This window comes from Pseudomonas sp. 478 (genome assembly GCF_003254125.1).
Classification (GTDB): Bacteria; Pseudomonadota; Gammaproteobacteria; order Pseudomonadales; family Pseudomonadaceae; genus Aquipseudomonas.
Window position 1 is genome coordinate 148,381 of the sequence record NZ_QKZG01000007.1, and the last position, 14,699, is coordinate 163,079.

14 protein-coding genes are annotated in these 14,699 nt (G+C 59.8%); 12 read left to right on the forward strand and 2 right to left on the reverse strand.

From position 1 onward, the window contains the following. Window positions 1-33 precede the first annotated feature (33 nt). Genes ccoN through ccoP form a run of 4 tightly spaced genes read left to right on the forward strand, consistent with a single transcriptional unit; the run spans window position 34 to window position 3,255 of the window. Window positions 34-1,476, forward strand: coding sequence for a cytochrome-c oxidase, cbb3-type subunit I (ccoN, locus tag DFS28_RS16245; RefSeq protein WP_008157290.1), 1,443 nt, complete (start codon window positions 34-36; stop codon window positions 1,474-1,476). Further along, a complete protein-coding gene (ccoO, locus tag DFS28_RS16250; RefSeq protein ID WP_018925301.1) occupies window positions 1,476-2,084 on the forward strand; it encodes a cytochrome-c oxidase, cbb3-type subunit II in 609 nt (202 codons plus the stop codon). Before ccoN ends, ccoO begins: the two co-directional genes overlap by 1 nt. Window positions 2,085-2,089: 5 nt before the next feature. After that, a complete protein-coding gene (locus DFS28_RS16255) occupies window positions 2,090-2,275 on the forward strand; it encodes a CcoQ/FixQ family Cbb3-type cytochrome c oxidase assembly chaperone (RefSeq protein WP_003175465.1) in 186 nt (61 codons plus the stop codon). Then, on the forward strand, window positions 2,272-3,255 hold the full coding sequence (gene ccoP, locus DFS28_RS16260) for a cytochrome-c oxidase, cbb3-type subunit III (RefSeq protein ID WP_046047863.1): 984 nt from the start codon (window positions 2,272-2,274) through the stop codon (window positions 3,253-3,255). The genes DFS28_RS16255 and ccoP overlap by 4 nt, the downstream gene beginning before the upstream one ends. 80 nt (window positions 3,256-3,335) lie before the next feature. Here ccoP and DFS28_RS16265 read toward each other — a convergent pair whose 3' ends face one another. Then, window positions 3,336-4,349 (reverse strand): metallophosphoesterase, encoded by a 1,014-nt coding sequence (locus tag DFS28_RS16265; protein WP_111450609.1) that lies wholly within the window; start codon window positions 4,347-4,349, stop codon window positions 3,336-3,338. 496 nt (window positions 4,350-4,845) lie between these two features. On the opposite strand from DFS28_RS16265, the gene ccoG reads away from it, so the two are divergent. The 8 genes from ccoG (at window position 4,846) to DFS28_RS16305 (ending at window position 13,384) form a co-directional block, all read left to right on the forward strand. After that, the gene (gene ccoG, locus DFS28_RS16270) at window positions 4,846-6,261 is read left to right on the forward strand and encodes a cytochrome c oxidase accessory protein CcoG (protein ID WP_111450610.1); all 1,416 of its coding nucleotides are present in this window, start codon (window positions 4,846-4,848) and stop codon (window positions 6,259-6,261) included. Between the two features lie 11 nt (window positions 6,262-6,272). Continuing rightward, window positions 6,273-6,812, forward strand: coding sequence for a FixH family protein (locus DFS28_RS16275; protein WP_033055654.1), 540 nt, complete (start codon window positions 6,273-6,275; stop codon window positions 6,810-6,812). Between the two features lie 135 nt (window positions 6,813-6,947). Then, window positions 6,948-9,398, forward strand: a complete 2,451-nt coding sequence (locus DFS28_RS16280) for a heavy metal translocating P-type ATPase (protein ID WP_111450611.1) — start codon at window positions 6,948-6,950, stop codon at window positions 9,396-9,398. A gap of 22 nt (window positions 9,399-9,420) precedes the next feature. Then, window positions 9,421-9,639 carry a cbb3-type cytochrome oxidase assembly protein CcoS gene (ccoS, locus tag DFS28_RS16285; RefSeq protein ID WP_111450612.1) on the forward strand — a complete coding sequence of 73 codons (219 nt, stop codon included), beginning with the start codon at window positions 9,421-9,423 and terminating at the stop codon, window positions 9,637-9,639. Further along, entirely contained in the window at window positions 9,632-10,315 is a 684-nt protein-coding gene (locus DFS28_RS16290; protein ID WP_033055657.1) for a sulfite exporter TauE/SafE family protein, read from the forward strand. Before ccoS ends, DFS28_RS16290 begins: the two co-directional genes overlap by 8 nt. A 192-nt stretch (window positions 10,316-10,507) precedes the next feature. Continuing rightward, window positions 10,508-11,890, forward strand: a complete 1,383-nt coding sequence (gene hemN, locus DFS28_RS16295; RefSeq protein ID WP_111450768.1) for an oxygen-independent coproporphyrinogen III oxidase — start codon at window positions 10,508-10,510, stop codon at window positions 11,888-11,890. Between the two features lie 131 nt (window positions 11,891-12,021). Next, complete coding sequence (gene fnr / locus DFS28_RS16300; protein ID WP_008146816.1) at window positions 12,022-12,756, forward strand: fumarate/nitrate reduction transcriptional regulator Fnr; 735 nt, start codon at window positions 12,022-12,024, stop codon at window positions 12,754-12,756. Window positions 12,757-12,835: 79 nt separating this feature from the next. Further along, entirely contained in the window at window positions 12,836-13,384 is a 549-nt protein-coding gene (locus tag DFS28_RS16305) for an adenine phosphoribosyltransferase (RefSeq protein WP_111450613.1), read from the forward strand. 140 nt (window positions 13,385-13,524) lie between these two features. On the opposite strand, the gene DFS28_RS16310 is transcribed toward DFS28_RS16305, so the two are convergent. Further along, window positions 13,525-14,673 (reverse strand): acyl-CoA dehydrogenase family protein, encoded by a 1,149-nt coding sequence (locus tag DFS28_RS16310; RefSeq protein WP_111450614.1) that lies wholly within the window; start codon window positions 14,671-14,673, stop codon window positions 13,525-13,527. Window positions 14,674-14,699: the final 26 nt, after the last annotated feature.

Consider the following 14,699-nt stretch of genomic DNA (forward strand, 5'->3'; position numbering starts at 1 on the left):
CCTAATAAAACACCCAAACCGTGGAACCTTAGAATGAGCACAGCAATCAGTCCGACTGCTTATAACTATAAGGTAGTCCGCCAGTTCGCCATCATGACGGTGGTCTGGGGGATCCTTGGCATGGGGCTTGGTGTCTTCATCGCCTCACAGCTTGTATGGCCGGAATTGAACTTCGGTCTGCCGTGGACGACTTTTGGACGCTTACGCCCGTTGCACACCAACCTGGTGATTTTCGCCTTCGGTGGTTGTGCACTGTTTGCCACTTCTTATTACGTCGTGCAGCGAACCTGCCAAACGCGACTGATTTCCGACAGCCTCGCCGCCTTCACCTTTTGGGGTTGGCAAGCGGTGATCGTCGGCGCGATCGTTACCTTGCCGCTGGGTTACACCACGACCAAGGAATACGCGGAACTGGAATGGCCCCTGGCTATTCTGCTGGCCATCGTCTGGGTTACTTACGGTCTGGTGTTCTTCGGCACCATCACCAAGCGCAAAACCAAGCACATCTATGTGGGTAACTGGTTCTACGGTGCCTTCATCGTTGTGACGGCGATGCTGCACATCGTCAACCACGCTTCCCTGCCGGTCAGCTTCTTCAAGTCCTACTCGGCCTACGCCGGTGCGACTGACGCGATGATCCAGTGGTGGTATGGCCACAACGCGGTGGGTTTCTTCCTGACCACCGGCTTCCTGGGGATGATGTACTACTTCGTTCCGAAGCAGGCCGAGCGTCCGATCTACTCCTATCGTCTGTCGATCGTGCACTTCTGGGCGCTGATCACCCTGTACATCTGGGCCGGTCCGCACCACCTGCACTACACCGCGCTGCCGGATTGGGCTCAGTCCCTGGGCATGGCGATGTCGATCATCCTGCTGGCACCCAGCTGGGGCGGCATGATCAACGGCATGATGACCCTGTCGGGGGCCTGGCATAAGCTGCGCACCGACCCGATCCTGCGCTTCCTCGTTGTGTCGCTGGCCTTCTACGGCATGTCGACCTTCGAAGGCCCGATGATGGCCATCAAGACCGTCAACTCGCTGTCTCACTACACCGACTGGACCATCGGCCACGTACACGCCGGTGCCTTGGGCTGGGTAGCGATGATCTCGATCGGCGCCATCTACCACATGATCCCGAAACTGTTCGGTCGTGTGCAGATGCACAGCATCGGCCTGATCAACACGCACTTCTGGCTCGCGACCATCGGTACCGTGCTGTACATCGCCTCGATGTGGGTCAACGGCATTACCCAGGGTCTGATGTGGCGTGCAATCAACGACGACGGCACCCTCACCTACTCGTTCGTCGAAGCGCTGCAAGCCAGCCATCCTGGTTTCATCGTTCGCGCCCTGGGCGGTGCGTTCTTCGCCAGCGGCATGCTGTTCATGGCCTACAACGTATGGCGTACCGTACGTGCCTCGAACCCGGCTGAAGCCAAAGCTGCTGAACAGATTGCTGTAGTTGGAGCTCACTGATGAAGCATGAAGCAGTCGAGAAGAACATTGGCCTGCTGGCCTTCTTCATGGTTATCGCCGTCAGCATCGGCGGCCTGACCCAGATCGTTCCGCTGTTTTTCCAGGACGTCACCAACAAGCCGGTCGAAGGCATGAAGCCTCGCACCGCCCTTGAACTGGAAGGCCGCGACATCTACATCGCCAACGGTTGTGTCGGCTGCCACTCGCAGATGATCCGCCCGTTCCGTGCTGAAACCGAACGTTACGGCCACTACTCGGTCGCCGGTGAAAGCGTCTGGGACCACCCGTTCCTGTGGGGTTCCAAGCGTACCGGTCCGGACCTGGCCCGTGTTGGCGGTCGTTACTCCGATGACTGGCAGCGTGCGCACTTGTACAACCCGCGCAACGTCGTGCCTGAGTCGAAAATGCCGGCCTACCCGTTCCTCGTGGAAAACAAGCTCGACGGCAAAGACACCGCCAAGAAAATGGAAGTCTTGCGCACGCTCGGCGTCCCTTACACCGACGAAGACATCGCCGGCGCCAAGGATGCTGTGAAGGGCAAAACCGAAATGGACGCGCTGGTGGCCTATCTGCAAGGCCTGGGCACCATCATCAAAAGCAAACGGTGATTTAGATGGATATCGGGATGATTCGTGGCCTGGGCACCGTTGTTGTGATGGTGGCCTTCATCGGTCTGGCGTTGTGGGTATTCAGCCCCAAGCGCAAGTCGGAGTTTGAAGACGCGACCTTGCTGCCTTTCGCGGATGATCCCGAAGCCATCAAGCACGTCGAGCAAGCTTCTAGGAGTAACAAAGAATGACTACGTTCTGGAGTCTGTACGTCACAGTCCTCAGTCTCGGCACGATCTTCGCCCTGACCTGGCTGCTGCTGTCCACCCGCAAGGGCCAGCGCAGCGAAGCCACCGAAGAAACGGTTGGCCACTCCTTCGACGGGATCGAGGAGTACGACAACCCACTGCCAAAATGGTGGTTCATGCTGTTCGTGGGCACCATCATCTTCGCCCTGGGCTACCTGGTGCTGTACCCGGGCCTGGGTAACTGGAAAGGCCTGCTGCCGGGGTACAACTACCTCGATAACGAGAAGCAGACCGCGTTCGCCAACGGCCAGAGCGGCTGGACCGGCGTTCACGAGTGGGAAAAGGAAATGGCCAAGTCGGACGCCAAGTTCGGCCCGATCTTCGCCAAGTTCGCTTCCATGCCGATTGAGGAAGTCGCCAAGGACCCGCAAGCCCTGAAGATGGGTGGCCGCCTGTTCGCCTCAAACTGCTCGGTCTGCCACGGTTCCGATGCCAAGGGCGCCTACGGTTTCCCTAACCTGACCGACGCCGACTGGCGCTGGGGCGGCGAAGCGCAAACCATTAAGACCACCATCATGGGCGGTCGTCACGCTGTGATGCCGGCCTGGGCAGAAGTGATCGGCGAGCAAGGCGTTGCGAACGTTGCTGCGTTCGTACTGACCAACCTCGATGGCCGCAAACTGCCGGAAGGCACCAAGGCTGACCCGGTAGCCGGGCAGAAGCTGTTCGCTGCCAACTGCGTGGCGTGCCACGGTCCGGAAGGCAAAGGTACGCCAGCCATGGGCGCGCCTAACCTGACCCACCCGGCAGCGTTCATCTACGGTTCGAGCTTCGCTCAACTGCAGCAGACCATCCGATACGGCCGTCAGGGCCAGATGCCTGCGCAAGAACAGCTGCAAGGCAACGACAAGGTTCACCTGCTGGCCGCTTACGTCTACAGCCTCTCTCACGGTGAGAAAGCGCCAGTGGCGGACGCCCAGTAAGGCAAACGCCTGACCGCAACACTAAACGGCCCCGCCAATGAGAATTGACGGGGCCGTTTTCATTTCACGACCGGTTCGACTTAACGCTTGACCGGAATAGTTGCCTCAAGCTTCCGGCTAGGCCAGTTGTTGCCCGTCACGCGGTAGACCATCAACTTGTCCCTTTCCTTGGTGAAGCTCGCAATCAGGTACGTTTGCTGCGAAGCCGCCCCGCTCAGAAACACAGGCACGTCGCCAAACTCGCTGGAGGCGCTTGTGTATTGGCCATGAAACCAGTGGTAGTGCCCGGCAAACACCGCGGTCACCTTGTAATCCTTGATCATCTTTCTGAAGCGACTCAATTGCTCGTCACTGCCACCCCACCTGGGTTTATGCATATTCAGGATTATGACCTGGCCTTTTTCACGTGCATCCTTCAAATCCTTTTCCAACCAATCAAGTGCGTCCGTCAGGTAATAGCCCTTCGGCACAAGCCAGTCATAAGCGGTAAAACTGACCGAGTAAGTAGGCTCATTATTCAGCTGTACTAAATGAACATCTCCAAAGTTCTTGGAATAAGCCAGACTGCCATCAACACGTTTCTTTACGGTGCCGTCCTCCACGAGTTGAATATCAATACTGTCAGCCCTGCCCTCTTGACCGGTATAGCGAGCCAAAAAGTCTTCAACACTCCCTGCGGCACAAGTGTTGAAAAGACAGTCATCAATATTATTTTCATAGTCGTGATTACCCAACCCATAGTCATACTGACCGAGCAACTTGCTGTCCAGAATCGGCTTGACCACTGAACGCTGCCAACCATGACCATAGGCAGTAATATCACCATTGATCATTACCGGCACTCGCGCGGCGCCGCCAAAGTTCTGCCTGAAATTGGCAATGTCATTGTATTGAGTTTCAATCAGCCACTTGGAACGCGAATCACGCTCCGAGTCGGTCTGGGCTTCACCGGCATCGGTTTTCTCAGTCCACGGATATTGCGGATCAGAGGTAAACACCATGTCACCTGGAGATACTGCTGTTGCATGTGCAAAAGGCGCCATAACAGCAAAGGCCAGGCACGCCAAAAGTCCACTTGAAGTTGATACGCTCATAGAATTCCATTTCCGATAATATTATTAATTTTGCGATAGACAATCTATCCGACTGCAAACATATAGAAAACTTCAAACTCACACAAACACTAAACACCCGACAACTAATTAAGCATGTTTCAAACCAACAACTAACACACCTACAAACTCTTTCAAGCTCGGCTATATAAGCGCTGCAGAAGATAATAATAACAAGATTAAAACACCAGACTCCCAACAGCCATCGAATCACCCGCTTACCCTCAGGCAGGCCGAAACAGTCGGACAGTGTGTAGAAGGCAGGATGCGAAAAACCGTCCATACTTCACAAGTCAATTGATCTGCATCACGTTTTGTTACATCTGCTACACCATTCATGATTTTTCCCCAACGCGACCAAAGGTCGCACCCTTACGCTAGAGCTACAGGCGTATCATTGCGCCACTGCAACACCTCTTTTTGACCGCGGTCGGCATGTACTGACCGGGGCATTTTTCCACTGCCGTGGGATGCAATGATGAGCAATCAGATTCCGGTACACGACGTCACACCGCCTGCCAAGAACGCAAACAACAGCGTCGACCTTTACGCCTCTCGAGAAAAAATCTACACGCGCGCCTTCACCGGTCTGTTCCGCAACCTGCGGATGATGGGCGGTGCCGGGCTGTTTCTGCTGTATTTCGGCACGGTCTGGCTGAGCTGGGGCGGCCATCAGGCCGTCTGGTGGAACCTGCCGGAACGCAAATTCTTCATCTTTGGTGCAACCTTTTGGCCGCAGGACTTCATCCTGCTCTCGGGAATCCTGATCGTCAGCGCCTTCGGCCTGTTCTTCATTACCGTGTACGCCGGGCGGGTCTGGTGCGGCTATACCTGCCCGCAAAGTGTCTGGACGTGGATTTTCATGTGGTGCGAGAAGGTCACCGAAGGCGACCGCAACCAGCGCATCAAGCTCGACAAAGCGCCCATGAGCGCCAACAAATTCCTGCGCAAACTCAGCAAACACTCGATGTGGCTGTTGATCGGCTTTGTGACCGGCATGACCTTCGTCGGTTACTTCTCGCCGATCCGCGAGCTGACCATCGACTTCTTCACCGGCGAAGCCGACGGCTGGTCGTATTTCTGGGTCGGCTTTTTCACCCTCGCCACCTACGGCAATGCCGGCTGGTTGCGCGAACAGGTGTGCATTTACATGTGTCCGTACGCACGCTTCCAGAGCGTGATGTTCGATAAAGACACCCTGATCGTTTCCTACGACCCGCGTCGTGGTGAAAGCCGCGGCCCGCGCAAGAAAGGCGCCGACTACAAGGCCATGGGCCTGGGTGACTGCATCGACTGCACCATGTGCGTCCAGGTCTGCCCGACCGGTATCGACATCCGCGACGGCCTGCAAATCGAATGCATCGGCTGTGCGGCCTGCATCGATGCCTGCGACAGCATCATGGACAAGATGGACTACCCGCGCGGCCTGATCAGCTACACCACCGAGCACAACCTGTCCGGGCAAAAAACCCATAAACTGCGCCCGCGCCTGATCGGCTATGCGCTGGTGCTGCTGACAATGATGGGATTGCTGGCGGGCGCGTTCTTCATGCGCTCACTGGTCGGATTCGACGTCAGCAAGGACCGCGTGCTGTACCGCGAGAACGCCGAAGGCCGGATCGAAAACGTCTACAGCCTGAAGATCATGAACAAAGACCAACGCGACCACACCTACGTGCTCGAAGCCGCTGGCCTGCCGGACCTCAAGCTGCAAGGCAAGCGCGAAATCAAAGTTGCCGCCGGGGAGATTTTCAGCCAGCCGGTTGAATTGTCCATCGCACCGGAAAAACTGCCGTCTAGCACCAACGAGGTGAAATTCATCCTCAAGGATGCCGACGACGACAGCATTCACGTTGAAGCCAAGAGCCGGTTCATCGGCCCACAAATTCGTTGAGAGAAGTGATCATGCCCGCAGCAAATGCCGCCAGCCCTTGGTACAAGCACCTTTGGCCGTGGATCATCATCGCCATCCTGGCGTGCTCCGTGACCTTGACCTTGTCCATGGTGACGATCGCGGTGAACAACCCGGACAACCTGGTCAACGACAACTATTACGAGGCCGGCAAAGGCATTAACCGCTCCCTCGACCGTGAGTTGCTGGCGCAGACCCTGCTGCTGCGCGCGAGCGTTCATCTGGACGACGTGACCGGTGAAGTCGACCTGCGCCTGAGCGGCAACAGCCAACCGAAAACCCTGGAACTGAACCTGATCTCGCCGACTCAGCCGGAGAAGGATCGCAAGATCACCCTGGCACGCAGCGAAACCGAACAGGGCCGCTACATTGGCCAGTTGAACGACAAAGTCGACGGTCGCCGCTTTGTAGAACTGCTGGGCGTACAGGATGACAAGACCTGGCGCATGTTCGAAGAAGAACAGGTCAGCCATGACAAGGATCTGCTGCTGGGTGACGAACCGCTGCAAGGCGCCGAAGACCTGAAGAAGTAAGCCTCACCCTGATCGTTCCCACGCTCTGCGTGGGAACGCAGCCAGGGACGCTCCGCGTCCCAGCCGAAGCGGACGCGGAGCGTCCGGGGAGGCATTCCCACGCAGAGCGTGGGAACGATCATCGGACAACGCCTCATGACCACTCCACTCCCCTGCTACCACTGCGCCCTGCCCGTCCCAGCCGGCAGCCGCTTCACCGCTGCCGTCCTCGGTGAAACCCGCGAGTTCTGCTGCCCGGGTTGCCAGGCCGTGGCCGAAGCCATCGTGGCCGGCGGACTGGAAACCTATTACCAGCATCGCAGCGAGTCATCGGCCAACCCCGAAGCGCTGCCGGTGCAGTTGGTGGACGAACTGGCGCTGTACGACCGCGCCGACGTGCAAGCCCCCTTCGTTCGCCACGAAGGCGAACTGGCCGAAACCACCCTGTTGATGGAAGGCATCAGTTGCGCCGCCTGCGGCTGGTTGATCGAGAAACACCTGCGCGGCTTGCCAGCGGTGGCCGAAGCGCGCCTGAACCTGTCCAACCATCGCCTGCATGTGCGTTGGGCCGATGCGCAACTGCCGCTGAGCCAGGTTCTCAGCGAATTGCGCCATATCGGTTACGCCGCGCACCCCTATCAGGCCGACCGCGCCAGCGAACAACTGGCCAGCGAAAACCGCCTGGCCCTGCGCCAACTCGGCGTGGCCGGGCTACTGTGGTTCCAGGCGATGATGGCGACCATGGCCACCTGGCCGGAATTCAACATCGACCTCAGCCCCGAATTGCACACCATCCTGCGTTGGGTCGCGCTGTTCCTCACCACCCCGATCGTGTTCTACAGCTGCGCGCCCTTCTTCAAAGGCGCCATGCGCGACTTGCGCACCCGCCACCTGACCATGGACGTCTCGGTGTCGCTGGCCATTGGCAGCGCCTACATCGCCGGGATCTGGACCTCGATCACCGGCGTTGGTGAACTGTATTTCGATGCGGTCGGCATGTTCGCGCTGTTCCTGCTGGCCGGGCGTTATCTGGAACGTCGCGCCCGCGAACGCACCGCCGCCGCCACCGCACAGCTTGTAAACCTGCTGCCCGCCTCGTGCTTGCGCCTGAGTGCCGACGGCCAGAGCGAGCGGATCCTGCTCAGCGAACTGCGTGTCGGCGATCAGGTGCTGGTGCATCCCGGCGCGATCCTCCCGGCTGACGGCAAGATCCTCGACGGCCAGTCGAGCATCGACGAATCCCTGCTCACCGGCGAATACCTGCCACAGCCGCGCATGCCGGGGGATGCCGTCACCGCCGGCACCCTGAACGTCGAAGGCGCGCTGACCGTGGAAGTCCTGGCGCTGGGTCAAGACACCCGACTGTCCGCCATCGTCCGCCTGCTGGACCGCGCCCAGGCCGAGAAGCCGCGACTGGCGGAAATTGCTGATCGCGCCGCGCAGTGGTTCCTGCTGCTGTCGCTGATTGCCGCGGCCGTCATCGGCCTGATCTGGTGGGAACTGGATTCGTCGCGGGCCTTCTGGATTGTGTTGGCGATGCTCGTTGCGACGTGCCCGTGCGCCTTGTCCCTGGCCACACCGACCGCCCTCACCGCCGCCACCGGCACCCTGCACAAACTTGGTTTGCTGCTGACTCGCGGCCATGTGCTGGAAGGCCTCAATCAGATCGACACGGTGATTTTCGACAAGACCGGCACGTTGACGGAAGGTCGCCTGGCCTTGCGTTCGATTCGCCCGCTCGGCGCGCTCAACAGCGATCAATGCCTGAGCCTCGCCGCTGCACTGGAAAACCGTTCCGAACATCCGATCGCCCGGGCGTTTGGCCGGGCACCGCTGGCCGCCGAAGAAGTCCACAGCACGCCGGGACTCGGCCTCGAAGGGTTGGTCGGTGAACAACGCCTGCGCATCGGCCAACCGGGTTTTGTCTGTGAACTCAGTGGCGCTGCCGTGCCATCGATGCCGGATGAAGCTGGCCAATGGTTGCTGCTCGGTAACAGCCAGGGGCCATTGGCATGGTTTGTTCTCGACGACCGTCTGCGTGCCGACGCACCTGCCCTGCTCGCCGCCTGCAAGGCTCGCGGCTGGCGCACACTGCTGCTGTCCGGCGACAGCTCGCCGATGGTCGCCAGTGTCGCTGCGGAACTGGGCATCGATGAAGCCCGAGGCGGCTTGCGTCCGGACGATAAATTGCAGGTCTTGCAACAGCTGCACAAGGAAGGCCGCAAGGTGTTGATGCTCGGTGACGGGGTCAACGACGTGCCCGTGCTGGCCGCCGCCGACATCAGCGTGGCCATGGGGTCGGCCACCGATCTGGCGAAAACCAGTGCTGACGCGGTATTGCTGTCGAACCGCCTCGACGCACTGGTCCAAGCCTTCAGCCTGGCGCGGCGCACCCGCCGGGTAATCATCGAGAACCTGCTGTGGGCCGGGCTGTACAATGGCCTCATGTTGCCGTTCGCCGCCCTCGGCTGGATCACTCCGGTATGGGCCGCGGTTGGCATGTCCATCAGTTCGTTGACCGTGGTGCTGAACGCCCTGCGCCTGACTCGCATGCCCAACACGCCTGCGGTCAGCGCCACGCCAGAAACCCGTCCGCTGCCGGCCTGAGCCGCGCGGGCATGGAGTCCAGATGCCAGCTCTCTACGTGATGATCCCAGCCGCGCTGCTGATCGTGGCCATCGCCATTTACATCTTTTTCTGGGCAGTCGACAGCGGTCAGTACGACGACCTCGACGGCCCGGCCCACAGCATCCTGTTTGACGACCAGGACCCGAACCACAAGGCCGCGGTCGACGAAGCCAGCGGTCATCCGGTCAAACCGGACGACAAGGCGCCACCCCATGCTTGAGTTGGCACCGCTGCTGGTGTCTGCGGTGATCCTCGGTCTGCTCGGCGGCGGTCATTGCCTGGGCATGTGCGGCGGCTTGATGGGCGCGTTGACCCTGGCGATTCCCAAGGAGCAACGCAGCCGGCGTTTTCGACTGCTGCTGGCCTACAACCTGGGACGAATTCTCAGCTATGCAACGGCAGGCCTGCTGATCGGTCTGGCCGGGTGGGCGGTGGCCAACAGCCCGGCGGCGATGTTCATGCGCGTCATCGCCGGTTTGCTGCTGGTCGCCATGGGCCTGTACCTCGCCGGTTGGTGGAGCGGCCTGACCCGCATCGAAAGCCTCGGTCGCGGCCTGTGGCGGCACATTCAGCCCGTGGCCAACAAACTGCTGCCGGTGTCGAGCGTCCCCCGCGCATTGCTGCTGGGCGCGCTCTGGGGCTGGCTGCCGTGCGGGTTGGTTTACAGCACCCTGCTGTGGTCGGCGAGCCAGGGCAATGCGCTGGACAGTGCACTTTTGATGCTTGCGTTCGGGCTCGGCACCTGGCCGGTCTTGCTCGCCACGGGGTTGGCGGCTGAGCGGGTCACGGCGCTGTTGCGCAAACGTAGCGTGCGGATGACGGGCGGATTACTGGTGATCCTGTTCGGCATCTGGACCTTGCCGGGGCCGCATCAGCACTGGCTGATGGGCCACTAGATCGGCGGCGCGCCCATCGCGAGCAGGCTCGCTCCCACATTGAAATGCATTCCCCTGTGGGAGCGGGCTTGCTCGCGAAGAGGCCCGCACCGACAACACAAATCCTGACCGTTGACGCAAATCAAGATGCCCCACCGCCGCGCCCCCTAGACTCGCTGACACTGCCAGCCTATCCGGGGGAATGCCCGCATGATGCTCGACGCCATTCGTTGGGACACCGATCTGATCCGCCGTTACGACCTGGCGGGGCCGCGCTACACCTCCTACCCGACCGCGGTGCAATTCGACGGTCAGGTCGGCACGTTCGACCTGTTCCACGCCCTGCGTGACAGCCGTAAAGCCCTGCGCCCGTTATCGCTGTATGTGCACGTGCCGTTCTGCGCGAACATTTGCTACTACTGCGCCTGCAATAAAGTCATCACCAAGGACCGCGGCCGGGCCCAGCCCTATTTGCAGCGCCTTGAGCAGGAAATCCAGCTGATCGCCTGCCACCTCGACCCCGCGCAGAAGGTCGAGCAACTGCATTTCGGTGGCGGCACCCCGACCTTTCTCAGTCACGATGAACTGCGCCAGTTGATGGCCCAGTTACGCAAGAACTTCAACTTGCTGGACGACGATTCCGGCGACTACGGCATCGAAATCGACCCTCGCGAAGCTGACTGGTCGACCATGGGCCTGCTCCGTGAACTGGGTTTCAACCGGGTCAGTATCGGCCTGCAAGACCTCGATCCGGCAGTGCAACGGGCAGTCAATCGCCTGCAAAGCCTGGAAGAAACCCGCGCGGTGATCGACGCTGCCCGCACACTTCAGTTTCGCTCGATCAACATTGACCTGATCTATGGCTTGCCGAGGCAAACACCCGAGAGTTTCGCCCGCACGGTTGATGAAGTGATCAACCTGCAACCGGACCGCCTCTCGGTGTTCAACTACGCGCACCTGCCGGAACGCTTCATGTCGCAACGGCGCATCAACAGCGACGAGCTGCCGACACCGGCGCAAAAACTGGAAATGCTCCAGGGCACCATCGAGCAGCTGACCAAGGCCGGTTACCGCTACATCGGCATGGACCACTTCGCGCTGCCCGACGATGAACTGGCGATTGCCCAGGAAGAATCGACCCTGCAACGCAACTTCCAGGGCTACACCACCCACGGTCATTGCGACCTGATTGGCCTGGGCGTGTCAGCCATCAGCCAGATCGGCGACCTGTATTGCCAGAACAACAGCGACCTGAATCAGTACCAGAACACGCTGGCCAGCTCGCAGCTGGCCACCAGCCGGGGCCTGCTGTGCAACGCCGATGACCGCCTGCGACGTGCGGTCATCCAGCAACTGATCTGCACGTTCAGCCTGGAGTTTGCCGCGATCGAACACGCCTTCAACATCGACTTTCAGGGTTACTTCGGCGAACTCTGGCCACAGTTGCAGGGAATGGCCGATGACGGTCTGATCGAACTGGATAACCAACGGATCACCGTATTGCCCGCCGGACGATTGCTGGTGCGCTCGGTGTGCATGGTGTTCGACGCGTACCTGGAACAGCACAATCGCCAGCGGTTTTCACGGGTGATCTAGCCATCACCTCACTGGCCGGTCAGCGAAACGCTGACTTTACGACCCTGCGACAAAATCGCCGCGTGCCTGAATGTCCTCCCGTGGGTTACCCTTACGGCTTATGTGTGTTTTTTCCCACAAGGATTGAAGAAATGTCCGAGCCAGTAAAGCTGCGCGCTCATAGTCAGGCCCATTGCAAGGATTGCAGCCTGGCCCCTCTCTGTTTGCCACTTTCCTTGAATCTGGAAGACATGGAAGCGCTGGACGAAATCGTTAAACGTGGTCGCCCGCTGAAAAAGGGCGAATTCCTGTTCCGCCAGGGCGACACCTTCGATTCCGTTTATGCAGTACGCTCTGGCGCCCTGAAGACCTTCAGCCTGAGCGATGGCGGCGAAGAACAACTCACCGGCTTCCACCTGCCCAGCGAACTGGTCGGCCTGTCGGGCATGGACACCGAAAAACACCCGGTCTCGGCGCAAGCCATGGAAACCACGTCGGTGTGTGAAATCCCTTTCGAACGCCTCGACGAACTGGCGCTGCAACTGCCGCAACTGCGCCGTCAGTTGATGCGTGTGATGAGTCGCGAGATTCGCGACGATCAGCAAATGATGTTGCTGCTGTCGAAGAAAACCGCCGACGAGCGCATCGCCACGTTCCTGGTCAACCTGTCGGCCCGTTTCCGCGCCCGGGGTTTCTCGGCCAACCAGTTCCGCCTGAGCATGTCGCGCAACGAAATCGGCAATTACCTGGGCCTGGCGGTGGAAACCGTGTCCCGGGTGTTCACGCGCTTCCAGCAAAACGAACTGATTGCGGCTGAAGGCAAGGAAATCCACATCCTCGACCCGATCCAGCTCTGCGCCCTGGCCGGCGGCTCGCTGGACGGCTGATTTCGGCGATGGCGGCTGAGCGAAACGGTTCAGCCGCCGTTATACTGCGTCGTTTGCAGCCTGCCAGGACACCTCGACGATGGTCTTCGACTCCTTCGACATCAAATCCCTGATCCGCCCTGTGATCGACTTTCCCAAGCCGGGCGTGATCTTTCGCGACATTACCCCGCTGTTCCAGTCGCCCACGGCCCTGCGCCTGGTGATGGACAGTTTCGCCCATCGTTATGTCGAGGCCGACTTCACCCACATCGGCGCGATGGACGCCCGTGGTTTTCTGATCGGTTCGATCCTGGCCTATCAGTTGAACAAGCCGCTGGTGCTGTTCCGCAAGCAAGGCAAACTGCCGGCCGACGTGCTGGCCGAGGGTTATGCGACCGAATACGGCGAAGCCTTCCTCGAAGTCCACGCCGACAGCCTGTGCGAGGGTGATTCGGTGGTGATGTTCGATGACCTGATCGCCACGGGCGGAACGCTGATTGCCGCGGCGAACCTGGTTCGACGCATGGGCGCGCGGGTTCATGAAGCGGCGGCGATCATTGATTTGCCGGAGCTGGGTGGGTCGCAGCGTTTGGAAGATATGGGGATTCCGACGTTTTGCCTGACGCAGTTTGCGTTGAGCGATAAATAAAGCAGCGCCTGGACTGACGCCTTCGCAAGCAAGCCCGCTCCCACATTGGCTCACTGTCAGACACAAGATTTGTGTACGCAGGAGATCCTATGTGGGAGCGGGCTTGCTCGCGAAGGCGTCAGCCGCAACACCGCAAAAACTCAAAGTCCCATCTGCTTACTGATGATCTCGTTCATCACTTCCCGCGTCCCCCCGCCGATCGACAAAATCCGGTTATCGCGATACAGCCGCTCCACCAGGCTCTCGCGCATATAACCGAGACCACCCAAAATCTGCACCGCATCCGTAGTAATCCGGTCAGCCGTGTCAGTCGCAAAATTCTTGGCCATGGAAATCTCCTTGATCACACTCTGCCCCGCCGCCATTTTCTCCGCCTGGCGGTAAGTGAATTCCCGTGACACCTCCAGCGCCGTGGCCATTTCGGCAAGGCGATGCTTGAGCACCTGAAACTTGCCGATGGGTTTACCGAAGGCTTCACGCTGGTGAGCCCATTTCAGGCTTTCTTCCAGCGCCAGTTGTGCGGTCATGTTGGCCATTAGCGCCAGCGCCAGGCGTTCGCTCTGGAAGTTGCCCATGATGCAGGCGAAGCCCATGTTTTCGGCACCGATCAGATTTCCTGCCGGCACCCGGCAATCGTCGAAGAACAGTTCGGCCGTGTCCGACGCCCACCAACCCATTTTCTTCAACTGACGGCCAACGGTGAAACCGGGCGTGCCCTTCTCGATCAAAAGCAAGCTGATACCAGCAAAACCCGGCGCACCGGTGCGCACCGCGACAGTGTAGAAATCCGCGCGGACGCCGCTGGTGATAAAGGTTTTGCTGCCGCTGACCCGGTAGAACTCGCCGTCACGCACGGCGCGGGTTTGCAGGTTGGCAACGTCGGAGCCACCACTGGGCTCGGTCACGGCCAGGGCGCTGATTTTCTCGCCGGCGAGTACCTGAGGCACAACGCGATTGCGGACTTCGGGCCTGGCCCACTTGAGGATCGGCGGCAGGCTGATGTCCAGCGAGCCGAGCCCCGCCACCAAACCGCCGGAGCCGCAGCGCATCAGTTCTTCGCTGGCGGCGACCTTGGCGAACAGATCACCTTCATGGCTGCCACCCAGGGCTTCGGGGTAACCGATCCCCAGAATCCCCGCCGCACCGGCCTTGAGGTAGAGCTCGCGGGGAAAGCTTTCGGCTTCTTCCCACTGGTCGATGTCCGGCAAGATCTCGCGTTCGACGAAACGTCTGACGCTGTCGCGGACCATTTGGTGGCTGGGGTCGAAGTATTCCTGAAAGGCAGGCATCGGCGAGCTCCACTGAAGGTTCAGCG

Excerpts from the sequence above, each read along its gene's own strand:
- DFS28_RS16290 (WP_033055657.1), top strand. The coding sequence starts at position 9,632 with ATGCTTGAGTTGGCACCGCTGCTGGTGTCTGCGGTGATCCTCGGTCTG.
- DFS28_RS16310 (WP_111450614.1), bottom strand. The coding sequence starts at position 14,673 with ATGCCTGCCTTTCAGGAATACTTCGACCCCAGCCACCAAATGGTCCGC.
- DFS28_RS16255 (WP_003175465.1), top strand. The coding sequence starts at position 2,090 with ATGGATATCGGGATGATTCGTGGCCTGGGCACCGTTGTTGTGATGGTG.
- ccoG (WP_111450610.1), top strand. The coding sequence starts at position 4,846 with ATGAGCAATCAGATTCCGGTACACGACGTCACACCGCCTGCCAAGAAC.
- ccoO (WP_018925301.1), top strand. The coding sequence starts at position 1,476 with ATGAAGCATGAAGCAGTCGAGAAGAACATTGGCCTGCTGGCCTTCTTC.
- ccoS (WP_111450612.1), top strand. The coding sequence starts at position 9,421 with ATGCCAGCTCTCTACGTGATGATCCCAGCCGCGCTGCTGATCGTGGCC.
- fnr (WP_008146816.1), top strand. The coding sequence starts at position 12,022 with ATGTCCGAGCCAGTAAAGCTGCGCGCTCATAGTCAGGCCCATTGCAAG.
- DFS28_RS16280 (WP_111450611.1), top strand. The coding sequence starts at position 6,948 with ATGACCACTCCACTCCCCTGCTACCACTGCGCCCTGCCCGTCCCAGCC.
- DFS28_RS16275 (WP_033055654.1), top strand. The coding sequence starts at position 6,273 with ATGCCCGCAGCAAATGCCGCCAGCCCTTGGTACAAGCACCTTTGGCCG.
- DFS28_RS16265 (WP_111450609.1), bottom strand. The coding sequence starts at position 4,349 with ATGAGCGTATCAACTTCAAGTGGACTTTTGGCGTGCCTGGCCTTTGCT.
- hemN (WP_111450768.1), top strand. The coding sequence starts at position 10,508 with ATGCTCGACGCCATTCGTTGGGACACCGATCTGATCCGCCGTTACGAC.
- DFS28_RS16305 (WP_111450613.1), top strand. The coding sequence starts at position 12,836 with ATGGTCTTCGACTCCTTCGACATCAAATCCCTGATCCGCCCTGTGATC.
- ccoP (WP_046047863.1), top strand. The coding sequence starts at position 2,272 with ATGACTACGTTCTGGAGTCTGTACGTCACAGTCCTCAGTCTCGGCACG.
- ccoN (WP_008157290.1), top strand. The coding sequence starts at position 34 with ATGAGCACAGCAATCAGTCCGACTGCTTATAACTATAAGGTAGTCCGC.